The sequence below is a fragment of the Burkholderia vietnamiensis LMG 10929 genome (assembly GCF_000959445.1).
GTDB classification, from domain to species: domain Bacteria; phylum Pseudomonadota; class Gammaproteobacteria; order Burkholderiales; family Burkholderiaceae; genus Burkholderia; species Burkholderia vietnamiensis.
This window is the reverse complement of record NZ_CP009630.1, coordinates 2,019,891-2,032,025: the sequence shown is the minus strand read 5'-3', so window position 1 is coordinate 2,032,025 and position 12,135 is coordinate 2,019,891. Positions and strand designations below refer to the sequence as shown.

The following is a 12,135-nucleotide window of genomic DNA, read 5'->3' as shown; positions in this document are numbered from 1 at the left end:
CGCGACGCGTCGGCGGCTCGCGACACGACGCGCCTCGCACCGCTCAGCCGTCGCGAAAGATCTCCGCGTAGGCGCTCAGCGCAGGCACTCCGCCGAGATGCGCATACAGCACCTTCGATCCCGGCTCGAATTCCCCGCGACGCACCATGTCGATCATCCCGTGCATCGATTTGCCTTCGTAGACGGGGTCCGTCAACACGCCTTCCAGACGCGCGCACAGCCGGATCGCCTCCAGCGTGCCGTCGTTCGGCAACCCGTACTCGGGGCCCGCGTAGCGCGTGTCGAGCACGACGTCCGCGTCTGCGATCGGCCGGCCGAGTTCGACCAGTTCGGCCGTATGCCGCGCGATGCGGGTGATCTGCTCGCGCGTGCGCTCGGGCGTTGCCGATGCGTCGATGCCGATCACGCGATCCGCGCGTCCGTCGGCCGCGAAGCCGACCACCATCCCCGCCTGCGTGCTGCCGGTCACCGAGCACACCACGACGTAATCGAACCGGAAGCCGAGCTGCGCCTCCTGTTCGCGCACCTCCTCTGCGAAGCCGACGAAGCCGAGCCCGCCGAGCGGATGCTCGGAGCAGCCGGCCGGAATCGGATAGGGCTTGCCGCCGGCCTGCCGGACGCTTTCCATCGCATCTTCCCAGCTGCGGCGAATGCCGATGTCGAAGCCGTCGGCGACGAGCCGCACGTCGGCGCCCATCATGCGCGACAACTGGATGTTGCCGACGCGATCGTAGACCGGATCGTCGTAGTTGACCCAGTGCTCCTGCACGAGCACGCACTTCATCCCGAGATGCGCGGCGACGGCCGCGACCTGGCGCGTTTGATTCGACTGCACGCCGCCGATCGACACGAGCGTGTCGGCGCCTTGCGCGAGTGCATCGGGGATCAGGTATTCGAGCTTGCGCGTCTTGTTGCCGCCGAACGCGAGACCGCTGTTGCAGTCCTCGCGCTTTGCATACAGCTCGACCTTGCCGCCGAGGTGCGCGCTCAGGCGCTTGAGCGGCTGGATCGGCGTCGGGCCGAACGTGAGCGGGTAGCGGGGAAAACGTTGCAGGTTCATCGACGGGCTCCGAAGGACGGTGGGCGGAAGCGCGGAGGCGTGATGCGTGTTGTGCCGCGCGCTGATCGAAAAATGATAGGCAAGAGCGCGAGAAATGAGCTTGCGAAGTAAATGGGCGTTGGCCTACGTTATCGTTCAAACTGCAATGCGTGGAGCAATTCTGATTCGTAAAAACGCCAGGAGGCGCAATGAAATTAACTCGTGGTCGCGCGTCGCCCGTCGATGCCGCGCCGGCGCTCGATCGCATCGACCGCGCGATCCTCAAGCAACTGCAGCAGGACGCGTCGATCTCGAACGTGCGCCTCGCCGCGCGCGTGAAGCTGAGCGCGCCGGCGTGCCTGCGGCGCGTGGAGCGGCTCAAGGAGATGGGGTTGATCCGCGGCATCGTTGCGTTGCTCGACCCGAAGCCGCTCGGCGCCGGGATGCTGGTCGTGATCGGTTTCGTGCTCGACCGCTCGACGCCCGAAGCGTTCGCCGCGTTCGAGAAGGCTGCGCAGAAGGTGTCGGGATGCGTCGAATGTCACGTGGTGACGGGCGAATTCGACTACTTCATGCTGGTCCGCACGCGCGACAACGAGAGCTTCAATCGGCTGCATGCGGAGCAACTGCTGTATCTGCCCGGCGTGCGCCAGGTGCGCTCGTTCATGGTGCTCAAGGAAATTCTGTCGACGCACGCGCTGCCGATATAGCGGCGCGTGACGTTCGCCGCGCGGTGCGAATGCCGCCCGCATCCGCCCGCCGCGACAGCGACAGCGACGGAACGACCATCGTGCGCCAGGACCGCTCGTCCATCGTGCTCAAGGAAATCCTGTCGACGCACGCGTTGCCGATATAGCGCGGCGTGGCTTCCGCCGCGCAACGCTAACGCCGTCCGCGCCCGGCCGCCGCGACAGCGCCGCATGGCCCGTCATCACGCCGCCGCCGCATGCCGGCGGCCCGCACGCACCGTCACGACGCGTAATTGGGCGTTCGCGTATGCTCGACCCGGCGGCGGCCGGTGCCGCCGCGAGCCGGATCATTCATTCGTGCGACGACCATCAACGAGCGAGGGCACCATGGCTGGACAAACAATGGCGGAATACCTGGCGAAGACGCTGGCGGCAGCGGGCGTCGAGCGCATCTGGGGCGTGACGGGCGACAGCCTGAACGGGCTGTCGTTCAGCCTCGCCCAGATGGGCTCGATCCGCTGGATGCACACGCGGCACGAGGAAAGCGCGGCATTCGCGGCCGGCGCGGACGCCGCGTCGACCGGGCGCCTCGCCGTGTGCGCCGGCAGCTGCGGGCCGGGCAACCTGCACCTGATCAACGGCCTGTACGATTGCCATCGCAACCACCAGCCGGTGCTCGCGATCGCTGCGCACATTCCGTCGACCGAGATCGGCCTCGGCTACTTCCAGGAGACGCACCCGCAGGAGTTGTTCCGCGAGTGCAGCCATTTCGCGGAACTCGTAACCAACGCGTCGCAGTTTCCGCGCGTGCTCGCGCGCGCGATGCGCACCGCGATCGAGGAGCGCGGCGTCGCGGTGATCGTGCTGCCGGGCGACATTGCGCTCGGCGACGGCCCGCAGGAGCCGCCGTCGTGGAGCGTATCGGCGCCGCCGTCGATCCTCCCCGCGGACGCCGATCTCGACCGGCTCGCGGCGCTGCTCAACGAATCGGACGCGGTGACGCTGCTCTGCGGCAGCGGCACGCAGGGCGCGCACGACGAAGTGGTCGCGCTCGCCGACATGCTCGGCGCGCCGGTCGTGCATGCGCTGCGCGGCAAGCAGTTCGTCGAATGGGACAACCCCTTCGACGTCGGGATGACGGGGCTGATCGGCTTCAGCTCCGGCTATCACGCGATGGAGTCGTGCGACACGCTGCTGATGCTCGGCACTGACTTTCCGTATCGGCCGTTCTATCCGGCCCACGCGAAGATTGCGCAGATCGACTGGAAGGGCTCGCAGCTCGGCCACCGCGCGCCGCTCACGCTCGGGCTCGTCGGCACGGTGAAGGAGACGATCGCGGCGTTGCTGCCGCGCCTCACGCGCAAGACGCAGCGGCGCTTCCTGGAGAACGCGCTGAAGCACTACGCGGCCGCCCGCAAGAGCCTCGACGATCTCGCCGTGCCGGAGCCGCCGGGCCGCGCGATCCATCCGCAGTATCTGACGAAGCTCGTCGACGAAATCGCTGGGGAGGACGCGATCTTCACGGCCGACGTCGGCACGCCGACGCTATGGGCCGCGCGCTACCTGACGATGAACGGCAAGCGGCAGCTGCACGGGTCGTTCAATCACGGCTCGATGGCCAACGCGATGCCGCAGGCGCTCGGCGCACAGGGCGCGCATCCGGGGCGGCAGGTGGTGTCGCTGTCCGGCGACGGCGGGCTGTCGATGCTGCTCGGCGATCTGCTGACCGCGCGCCAGCTCAATCTGCCGATCAAGGTCGTCGTGTACAACAACAGCCTGCTCGGCTTCGTGTCGATGGAGTTGAAGGCCGCCGGCTATCTCGACACCAACGTCGATCTGAGCGCGACCGATTTCGCGGCGATCGCGAAAGGCGCGGGGATCTTCAGCGTGCGCGTCGAGCATTCGGAGAACGTCGCTCAAGCGCTGCGCAGCGCGTTCGAGCACGACGGGCCGGCGCTCGTCGACGTCGTCACGTCGAAGTACGAGCTCGCGATGCCGCCGAAGATCGAACTCGCGCATGCAAAGGGCTTCAGCCTGTTCATGCTGCGCGCGATCCTGAGCGGTCGCGGCGACGAGATCGTGGAACTCGCGCGGACAAATCTGCGCTGAGGGGCGGGGTGGGGGCGCGGCGGGGCGCGATAGATGCGACGGATGCGCGCCCGGCGGGCGGCCGACGCTGCGCGCCACGCCCAGGTCAGCCCGGCCCAGCCCGGCCCAGCCCGGCCCAGCCCGGCCCAGCCCGGCCCAGCCCGGCTCAGCCCGGCTCAGCCCAGCCCAGCCCAGCCCAGCCAAGCTCAGCCCAGCCCAGCCCAGCCCAGCCAAGCCCAGCCAAGCCAAGCCAAGCCAAGCCAAGCCAAGCCAGCTAAGCGAGCTGAGCCGAGCCGAGCCGAGCCGAGCAAGCCGCGCCGGCACGGTGGGTTCGTCTGCGCGTTCAGGCGAGATTTCGACGGTTGGTGAGCCGGCGTTCCGTTGAAACGCTACGTCGCGGGGCATTTCCGTGATGCTGCGGGGATTCGTCGTCGAATGAGCGACGTAGCGCCGACTTTCTTTCAATCGGGATACAGCTCATCTGGCCGCGCGGGCCATCGGCAACGGGGCGCGATCGGGCCGGCGTGACGAGCCGCGTGAGCGTCGCCGGCGCGACCGGCTGTCCTGCCATTCCCCGCACGCTTGGCAAAGCGCGATCCCCGGCCGGCGCGCTGATTGCGTGTCGACACCCGCCGCCCATCGACATCGGCGTACCGTTTTTTGCACCGCAGTGCCGTTTTTTTGCATGGTGTTTATGCGCGGGCCTCTAAGCTCGATCGTGTTCAATCGCCGGAGATGCCTCCCGCTCGCGCCATGACCCTCATTCTTCCCGTCTCCACGTCCGACGGCGTTTCCGCCCGTTCGCCGTCCCCAGCTTGCCGCAGTGCCGTGGCGTTCACGTCGCCGCGCGCCCGCGTGCAGTTGCCGGTCACGCTGAGCGCCCATGCGGCGCGGCTCGCAGCGCTGCTGCATTCGCCGCTCGGCGCGTATGTCGTCGGCGCGACCGCCGGGCGCGACGCGATCCGCGTGCAGCTCGAGATCGCGCCGGAAGATCTGGACTTCACGCTGCACATGCTGATGGCGCAGCAGACCGACGCGATCATCGGTCCGCTCGTCCGACCCGTGGACCGCGTGGGCCCCCCGGACCGCACGGAACAAGCCTAGCCGCCCCGGGAACGCCGATTGCTGGTTGGATCCGCCACCTTTTTGCCGATCGCCGTGCCCTTCCTCGGCCGGCTGCGGTGGACGATTGTGCGTCGCGTCGTACGCGGCGCTGGCCCTGGACACGGAGGATGCATGTACCTCACAGAAGAAGTGCACACCGCGCGCTCGGCAAGCCGTCGCGTGCGCGCGGTGACGCTGCCGTCGGGCACACAGCTGGCCCGGCAGTTGCTGATGACGGTGCGCGCGGCAGACGTGCTGCTGCGTCAGGCGATCCGGTTGCCGGATCGTCATCAATGGTCGGTCGACCTCGAGCGCGTCGACGCGGCCGGCGGCCCGCTGGCCGCATGGGATTCGCACGTGACCTTCCGGATCGCGAAGGTGTTCGCGCCGACGGTCGATGCGCAGACGCGCGCCGGCGATCCCGAGCAGGTTGCGGCCGAAATCCGCCTGTCTCTTCCGGAGCAGGCGTATCTGGGTGACGAGCGCGTCGGCATCTTCGGCCGGCGGCACGGCAACCGGTTCGGCGCGACGCTGTCGGTGACGGCGGGCTCCCAGTGGGGCGGCCGACGCCACGAATACGTTCCACCGGCCGCGCGGCACGTGCACGGCGACACGCTGGAAGCGCTCGTCGACGCGGTGGCCGGCATCGTCAACGCGGCGCTCGCCGTGGCCGGCCAGCCGTGCCCGCGCGAGTCGTGACGACCGGCGCAGCGCGCGCCTGACCGACGTTCAGGCGTCGCCGGCCTGGCCGGTTTGCCGCTGCAGGTCTTCCATCAGTTGTTCGGCGAGAAAGTCGCACGGCGGCCGCTTCGACTTCGTGCTGCGCGCGAGTATCAGCTCGAGCGGCGGCAGGTCGGGCAGCCCGTGCGAGCGGCCGAGCATCGACAGCTGCGCGGGGATCGCGCAGCGCGCGAGCGGCGCGACCGCGAGGCCGGCTTCCACCATGCTGAGCAGCCCGAGCAGGCTCGGGCTTTCGTACGACGTGCGAAACGGCAGCTTCGCGCGTTCGAGGCTGCGGATCGCATTCTCCCGCGCGACGCTGCCCGGCATGAACACCGCGATCGGCAACGGTCGCTCCTCCCACACGCGCGGCCCGTTCGTCATCGCGGCCCACGCCATCGGCTCGTGGCGGATGAAGTCGCCCGACAGCCCCTTGATCCGCGTGCCGCACACCAGATCGACGGTGCCGTCTTTCAGCAGCGGCGCGAGCGCGCTGCTCGGCAGCCCGATCACCTGGATCTCGACCTTCGGATAGGTCGCCGAAAACTTCTTCAGCACCGACGGCAGCAGCGACGACGCATAGTCGTCCGGCACGCCGATCACGACCTTGCCGGTCACCTCCGGCCGCACCACGGCCGCCCACGCTTCGTCGCGCAACGCCAGCATGCGCCTCGCGAATCCCAGCAGCACCTCGCCCTCGCGCGTCAGCACGATGCTGCGCGGCTTGCGCACGAACAGCGGTCGGCCGATCGCTTCCTCGAGGCTCTTGATCTGCATGCTCACGGCCGATTGCGAGCGGTTCACCGCTTCGGCGGCGCGGGTCATGTTGCCGGTTTCCGCAACGGCGACGACCGTGGCCAGAACCTCGTGATCGAGCATCTTCATCGGTATCAGGAAAGCTGAACGTAACGATCAGCATTATGCGTTTTTATTGTCGCAGCGTGTCTGCCATAGTGAAAACACGCTGGCCGTATCGCCCGATGCGGCGCGGCGATCGCGCGGGCCTGCCGGCACGCCGCGTCGAACCGAACAGAGTGGTGTATCGATGATGGATCATCCGTTGCGCGCCGCACTGGCCGCTGAATTGCATGCGCGGCCGTTCCTGCGGATCGCCGAAGCCGTGTCGCTCACGCACTACGCGATCTACGCGGACGGCCAGCCCGACATCCACGAAACGCTGCTGCACGCGCTGTGCCGCGATACCGGCCTCGACGCGCCGCACGAAGGTGCGACCCACCATGCGGTGCAGTCGCCGTGCGGCTGGTACGTGAAGTGGGAGCGTCACACCGAATTCTCGACCTTCACGTTCGTCGCGCCACGCCGCGACACCGGCTATTTCGACGATCTCGCCATCGAAGGCGTTCCGCCTGCATGGTTCGCGCGGCTCGCGGGCATCCGCTTCGTCGCGGTGCGCATGGAGCTGCTGTCGGGCGATGCCGCGCGGCTCGTGCGCGGCGAGCTGCGCCGCTGGATCGACGGGCCGGCGCTGGTCGGCAGCAGCGTGCTCGGCGGCGGCAAGGTGTTCTGCGACTGGCACGTGCGCGACGACGGCTTCATGCGCCTGCTCGTGATCGACGAGGATTTCCGCGAGGAGCAGGGCGGCCGTCTGCTGCAGCGCCTCTACGAAATCGAGACGTACCGGATGATGGCGCTGCTCGCGCTGCCGGTCGCGCGGCGCATGAGCCGCGAGCTCGACGACATCCATACGGCGCTGCATGCGCTGATGCAGCGCATGGACGCCGGTGGCGCCGACGGCGACGACGCCGCGCTGCTCGTGAAGCTCACGCATCTCGCGGTGCGGGTCGAAGCGCTGTCCGGCTCGGGCGCGCGCTTCAGCGCGTCGCGCGCGTACGAGAAGCTCGTGCTGGCGCGCATTCACGAGTTGCGCGAGGAGCGCATCGAAGGGATGCCGACGATCGCCGAATTCATGGAACGGCGCTTCGCGCCGGCGATGGAAACCTGCCGCAGCGTGTGGGCGCGTCACGAGCAGATCGCGGCGCGCATCGCGCGCGCGGTCGACCTGCTGCGCACGCGCGTGAACTTGGCGCAGGAACAGGACGTCACGCGCCTGCTCGTCGGCATGGAGCGCACCGCGCGCAACCAGCTTCATCTGCAGCACGCGGTCGAAGGGCTGTCGGTGGCCGCGATCTCGTATTACGTGCTGTCGCTCGCCACCGCGGCGTTCAAGGCGTTGCACGTGATGAACCTGCCGGTCGATCCCGAGCTGGCGGAAGGTCTGCTGATCGCACCGGTCGTGTTCGCGGTGATTCACGTCACGCGACGCACGCGCGCCCAGCTCGCGCGCGCCGAAACCGCGCATGACGGCGTAGCCGCGCATGCGCCGGTGTTGAAACGGGCGAGCTAGAACACCAACGACATATCAAAAGGAGTGGAGATGACTTTTACGCAATCGCAAACCGGCAACGTCGCAGGTCGTCACGCATTCGACGCGCCGCCGCAGTACGACGCCGACGCATCGCAAGAGGTACGCGCGACCTCGTACCATGCGGTGCTGCAGGAGCCGATGACGTCGCTCGTCGGCGGCACGGTCGATCGGCCGGAGGTCGCGGCGGTCGCGATTCTCGGCTACAACTGAAGCGGCTTCGGCGATAGGGCGCGCGCGTCGCTCGCACCGATCATTCGCCCCGCGCGGGCGGCACGTCGTCCGCCTCTCGCGCGGCGCGGCGGGACCCCGGCGCGGCGGCTCCCCATGCGGCGAGCTCGCGCTTGGTTCGCACGCCCAGCTTCGCGAACGCGCGCTTCACGTACGACTCGGCCGTCGCCACACGCACGCCGAGGATGTCGGCCGTCTCCGGCACGGTCTTGCCCGAGAGCAGATGCTTGCAGGTTTCGTATTCGCGCTTCGACAGCTTCGCGCCGTCGGCGGCGAGCCGCGCGTCGAACTGCGCGAGCGGATGCAGGTCGGCGGCCGGATGCGCGATACGGCGCGCGGCGGTGGTCGACGCATGCAGTTCGAGCAGCGGAAACAGCACGTCGCTGATGCTGCGAAAGCGGTTCATCTCGGCGAGCGTGAACGGCGGGCGGTCGCGACCGCGTTCGAGCGCGATCGAATGCTGCGCGTAGCGCGTGCCGCGCGCGAGCACGCATTCGTGGCCGATACGCACGTCGTCGAACAGCCGCTGACGGAATTCGCCGGGCGGGATCGCCGCGATGTCGCGCACGACCAGCATCGTGCCGGTCTTGCCGCGTAGCCCGGCGAACAGCGGGTCGCTGTCGAGAAAGCGCTCGTAGTAGAGCGTCATCACGTCGGAGATTTCGGCGGTCGCGGTGCCGATGCCGCTGCTGCCGATCCATTCGCAGCGGTAACCGGTCGGCATCGCGCCGTCGACGCGCGAGCGTTCGACGTGCGCGACGTCGAGCGGCACGACGTCGTTCAGCAGCCGCGTGAGGTGCGGCACGAAATGCGGCGTGCCGACCGTCTCGATCAGCTTGCCCAGCGCCTTGAACGACACGTCGAAGCGGTCGTCGTCGCGGTGGCAGGCGTTCATGTCGAGCGGCATGCGGGTCTCTCGGTAGGAAGCGGGCGCGATTGTAGCGGTTGCGGCGTCGGGCGTCATCACGGGGAACCACGGGGCGGCGGGCGATGGCTCCGCGCGTCGGACGACGCGTTCCGGCGGCCGTGAAGGCCGGCGTAACGGGCAGTGTAAAGGAGCGGCGGCGTCGGCGCGTTTTCGAGCGCGGCGCGTGAGCCTTAGTCGATCCAATTACTCGATGACGACGTGCTGCCGTACCGGCCGAGAACCGACGCATCCGCGCGTTCGCACAGCCCTGCGTGGGAAGCCTGCGCCACAGCGGCCTTGCGTGTGGCCGGCACGCGGCCGAATGCAGGCCGGCAGCTACCGCCCCGCTCGGCGTGCCTTAGTCGATCCAGTTAGTCGATGACGACGTGCTGCCGTACCGGCCGAGAACCGACGCATCCGCGCGTTCGCACAGCCCTGCGTCGGAAGCCTGCACGACAGCCGCCGTGCGTGTGGCGGCCACGCGGCCGAACGCAGGCCGGCAGCTACCGCTTCGCTCGGCGTGCCGCGCCCAGCCCGATCGTCGGCGCGACCACAAGATCGGTTCGGGGCCGCTCCTTACGCCTCGATCCGCTCGACCTTGCCGACCAGCAACCCGTACGACAGGCTGCCGGCAAGCGCCATCGCCGCGATGTAGGTGATCGCGCGCGAGAAGTCCGCGCCGTCGACGAGCAGGCCGATCACGATCGGCGTCGCGATCGCGGACAGATTGCCGATCAGGTTGAACACGCCGCCGGTGAGCCCGAGCAGCCGCGCGGGCGCGAGGCCCGACACGAGCGACCACGTGATCGACGCGAAGCCGTTGCCGAAGAACGCGATGGTCATGAACGCGATCACCCAGCCGGTCGACGTGACGTAGTTCGCGCCGATGATGCAGGTGGAGATCAGCAGCCCCGAGATGATCGGCAGCTTGCGCGCGAAGCCTTGCGACGCGCCGCGCCGCATCAGCCAGTCCGACAGCACGCCCGAGCACAGCACGCCGACGAACGCGGCGAGAAACGGCAGCGACGCGAGAAAGCCGGACTTGATGAAGTCCATGCCGCGATATTTGACGAGGTAGGTCGGGAACCACGTGAGGAAGAACCACAGCGTCGAGTTCAGCGCGAACTGGCCGAGATAGATGCCCCACAGCTTGCGCCGCCCGAGCACGACGCCGAGGTCGCGCCACGTCGACGGCACACGTTCGGGCCGCGCGGCGATGCGGTCTTCGAGATCGACGAGGCCGCCGCCGTCGCGGATCAGCGCGAGCTCCGCTGCGTTGAGGCCGCGAAACGCGCGCGGCTCGCGATACAGCGCGTACCAGATCGCGGCCCACGCGATGCCGGCGAGCCCGGTCGCGACGAATACCATGTGCCAGCCGAGGTGCTGCTGCAACCACGCGAGCACCGGCGTGAGGAACGCGAGGCCGACGAACTGCCCGGACGTGTAGCCGCCGATCGCGCCCGCGCGTTCGCGGGTGGGGAACCACGTCGTGACCACGCGGTTGTTGATCGGATAGGCCGGCGCTTCCAGCGCGCCGACGGCGAGCCGCAGCACGATCAGCCCGACGAACGAGCCGACGAAGCCGAGCAGCAGCGTCGCGGCCGACCACAGCGCGAGCGCGAGCGCATACAGCACGCGCGGCGACACCTTGTCGACGAGCCAGCCGCCCGGTATCTGCATCAGCGCGTAGGTCCACCCGAATGCGGAAAACACCAGGCCCGCGCGCACGGGGTCGATGTTCAGCTCCTTGAACAGCGCGGGCGCGGCGATCGACAGGTTGCTGCGGTCGAGGTAGTTGATCACCACCGTGACGAACAGCAGCGCGAGGATGACCATGCGCTTGCGGCCGGCCGGCGCGGTGGATGCGGTAAATGCAGCGGACGCGCGAGCGTCGGGCGCTGCGGAATCGGCGCCCGCGCGCGCTTGCTCCGACGGCGCGGCATGGGTGCGTGACGCGGAATGGGCCACGGGTCGTCTCCTGTGCTTGTGCGGCGCGTGCCCGCGTGACGGGACGGCCGTATTCAATGGCATCGGAACAACGTTATGGCCCGCGTACCGCGCGCGTCAACATCTGGACAGTCATCCCTATTAATGGGACGTTGCGCGCGCAATATGTGGAGATGCCTGCGCGCGCGGTTCGTCATACGCGCCGCGCGTCATATCTCGGCGATCCCGCGCCGATGTCGGCGCGTCACGCGCTCGCGGTGTCGTCGCGATATCCGCGCTTGCCGTCGAAGATTTCCGCCAGCGCGGCGCGCAGCACCGCGCGATCATGTTCGCCGGGCGCCAGATGAATCACGTAATGCGTATTGCCGTCGAGTCGCGCGGCGGTGCGTTCGTCGAGCTCGACTTCGAGCGTGCGTTCCGTCAGGCGGACGGACAGATCGTCCACGCGCGCGGTGAGCTGGTCGCGCACCATCACCTCGATCGTCGTGTCGTCCGGGAATCGCAGCAGCGAGAAGCAGTAGTCCTGCTCCGCGTCGAAGCAGTAGAGGTTCGCGAAGCTCTCGTCGTCGTCGACGTCGGCCGTCGCGGCGCCGAGCGTGGCGTGTAGTTCCATGATGTTTCTCTCGAGGTAGGGAAACCGCTGCAGCGGCGCATGCGCGTCAATCCGCCGTCACGTGTCGCGCCTTCAGCCACAGCCCGAATTCGCGCATCGTTTCGACGACGGGGCGCAGCCGGTCGCCGTCCGCGCTCAGATCGTACTCGACCCGCACCGGCACTTCGGGATACACGGTGCGTCGCACGAGGCCGGCGTCTTCGAGCGCACGCAGGTCGAGCGTCAGCATCCGCTGCGAGATGCCCGGCATGTCGCGACGCAGATCGCTGAAGCGCTTCGGCCCATCGAGCAGATACGACACGAGCAGCAGCCGCCAGCGGCCGCCGAGCAGCCGCATCGATTCTTCCACGGAACATCCTGTCGCACTCGTTTTCATGCTGATGACTCTGCGTCGGTAACTTTTTTGTGACTACG

At 68.4% G+C, this 12,135-nt stretch carries 12 protein-coding genes; 6 read left to right on the top strand and 6 right to left on the bottom strand.

The features are described 5' to 3' along the window. Positions 1–43: 43 nt before the first annotated feature. Entirely contained in the window at positions 44–1,060 is a 1,017-nt protein-coding gene (locus AK36_RS08935) for a 1-aminocyclopropane-1-carboxylate deaminase (RefSeq protein WP_011881270.1), read from the bottom strand. 188 nt (positions 1,061–1,248) lie between these two features. Between AK36_RS08935 and AK36_RS08930 the strand changes: the two genes are divergently transcribed. The 4 genes from AK36_RS08930 (at position 1,249) to AK36_RS08915 (ending at position 5,619) form a co-directional block, all read left to right on the top strand. Then, positions 1,249–1,749, top strand: coding sequence for an Lrp/AsnC family transcriptional regulator (locus AK36_RS08930; protein ID WP_011881271.1), 501 nt, complete (start codon positions 1,249–1,251; stop codon positions 1,747–1,749). A gap of 366 nt (positions 1,750–2,115) precedes the next feature. After that, positions 2,116–3,837 carry a ubiquinone-dependent pyruvate dehydrogenase gene (poxB, locus tag AK36_RS08925; protein ID WP_045578306.1) on the top strand — a complete coding sequence of 574 codons (1,722 nt, stop codon included), beginning with the start codon at positions 2,116–2,118 and terminating at the stop codon, positions 3,835–3,837. A 594-nt stretch (positions 3,838–4,431) separates the two neighbouring features. Beyond that, the gene (locus tag AK36_RS34725) at positions 4,432–4,920 is read left to right on the top strand and encodes a hypothetical protein (protein ID WP_174479782.1); all 489 of its coding nucleotides are present in this window, start codon (positions 4,432–4,434) and stop codon (positions 4,918–4,920) included. 132 nt (positions 4,921–5,052) lie between these two features. Continuing rightward, a complete protein-coding gene (locus AK36_RS08915; protein WP_014724365.1) occupies positions 5,053–5,619 on the top strand; it encodes a hypothetical protein in 567 nt (188 codons plus the stop codon). A 30-nt stretch (positions 5,620–5,649) separates the two neighbouring features. Here the strand turns inward: AK36_RS08915 and AK36_RS08910 are convergent, their stop codons facing one another. Beyond that, the gene (locus tag AK36_RS08910) at positions 5,650–6,525 is read right to left on the bottom strand and encodes a LysR family transcriptional regulator (protein ID WP_011881275.1); all 876 of its coding nucleotides are present in this window, start codon (positions 6,523–6,525) and stop codon (positions 5,650–5,652) included. A 160-nt stretch (positions 6,526–6,685) separates the two neighbouring features. Between AK36_RS08910 and AK36_RS08905 the strand changes: the two genes are divergently transcribed. Continuing rightward, on the top strand, positions 6,686–8,005 hold the full coding sequence (locus tag AK36_RS08905) for a DUF3422 family protein (protein WP_041494256.1): 1,320 nt from the start codon (positions 6,686–6,688) through the stop codon (positions 8,003–8,005). A gap of 30 nt (positions 8,006–8,035) precedes the next feature. Continuing rightward, the gene (locus AK36_RS08900) at positions 8,036–8,236 is read left to right on the top strand and encodes a hypothetical protein (protein ID WP_034193691.1); all 201 of its coding nucleotides are present in this window, start codon (positions 8,036–8,038) and stop codon (positions 8,234–8,236) included. A gap of 40 nt (positions 8,237–8,276) precedes the next feature. Here the strand turns inward: AK36_RS08900 and AK36_RS08895 are convergent, their stop codons facing one another. From AK36_RS08895 to AK36_RS08880, 4 genes are all read right to left on the bottom strand, one after another. Continuing rightward, positions 8,277–9,161 carry a helix-turn-helix transcriptional regulator gene (locus AK36_RS08895; RefSeq protein WP_045578304.1) on the bottom strand — a complete coding sequence of 295 codons (885 nt, stop codon included), beginning with the start codon at positions 9,159–9,161 and terminating at the stop codon, positions 8,277–8,279. Between the two features lie 576 nt (positions 9,162–9,737). Continuing rightward, entirely contained in the window at positions 9,738–11,129 is a 1,392-nt protein-coding gene (locus AK36_RS08890) for an MFS transporter (RefSeq protein WP_045578303.1), read from the bottom strand. 223 nt (positions 11,130–11,352) lie between these two features. Continuing rightward, positions 11,353–11,721, bottom strand: a complete 369-nt coding sequence (locus tag AK36_RS08885) for a hypothetical protein (RefSeq protein WP_011881280.1) — start codon at positions 11,719–11,721, stop codon at positions 11,353–11,355. 46 nt (positions 11,722–11,767) lie between these two features. Beyond that, positions 11,768–12,097: a winged helix-turn-helix transcriptional regulator gene (locus tag AK36_RS08880; protein WP_041494052.1), complete on the bottom strand. Its 330-nt coding sequence runs from the start codon at positions 12,095–12,097 to the stop codon at positions 11,768–11,770. Positions 12,098–12,135 lie beyond the last annotated feature (38 nt).

Coding starts and splice junctions, on each gene's coding strand:
- AK36_RS08905 (WP_041494256.1), top strand. CDS start 6,686: ATGATGGATCATCCGTTGCGCGCCGCACTGGCCGCTGAATTGCATGCG.
- AK36_RS08880 (WP_041494052.1), bottom strand. CDS start 12,097: ATGAAAACGAGTGCGACAGGATGTTCCGTGGAAGAATCGATGCGGCTG.
- AK36_RS08915 (WP_014724365.1), top strand. CDS start 5,053: ATGTACCTCACAGAAGAAGTGCACACCGCGCGCTCGGCAAGCCGTCGC.
- AK36_RS08910 (WP_011881275.1), bottom strand. CDS start 6,525: ATGAAGATGCTCGATCACGAGGTTCTGGCCACGGTCGTCGCCGTTGCG.
- AK36_RS08930 (WP_011881271.1), top strand. CDS start 1,249: ATGAAATTAACTCGTGGTCGCGCGTCGCCCGTCGATGCCGCGCCGGCG.
- AK36_RS08935 (WP_011881270.1), bottom strand. CDS start 1,060: ATGAACCTGCAACGTTTTCCCCGCTACCCGCTCACGTTCGGCCCGACG.
- AK36_RS08885 (WP_011881280.1), bottom strand. CDS start 11,721: ATGGAACTACACGCCACGCTCGGCGCCGCGACGGCCGACGTCGACGAC.
- AK36_RS08900 (WP_034193691.1), top strand. CDS start 8,036: ATGACTTTTACGCAATCGCAAACCGGCAACGTCGCAGGTCGTCACGCA.
- AK36_RS08895 (WP_045578304.1), bottom strand. CDS start 9,161: ATGCCGCTCGACATGAACGCCTGCCACCGCGACGACGACCGCTTCGAC.
- poxB (WP_045578306.1), top strand. CDS start 2,116: ATGGCTGGACAAACAATGGCGGAATACCTGGCGAAGACGCTGGCGGCA.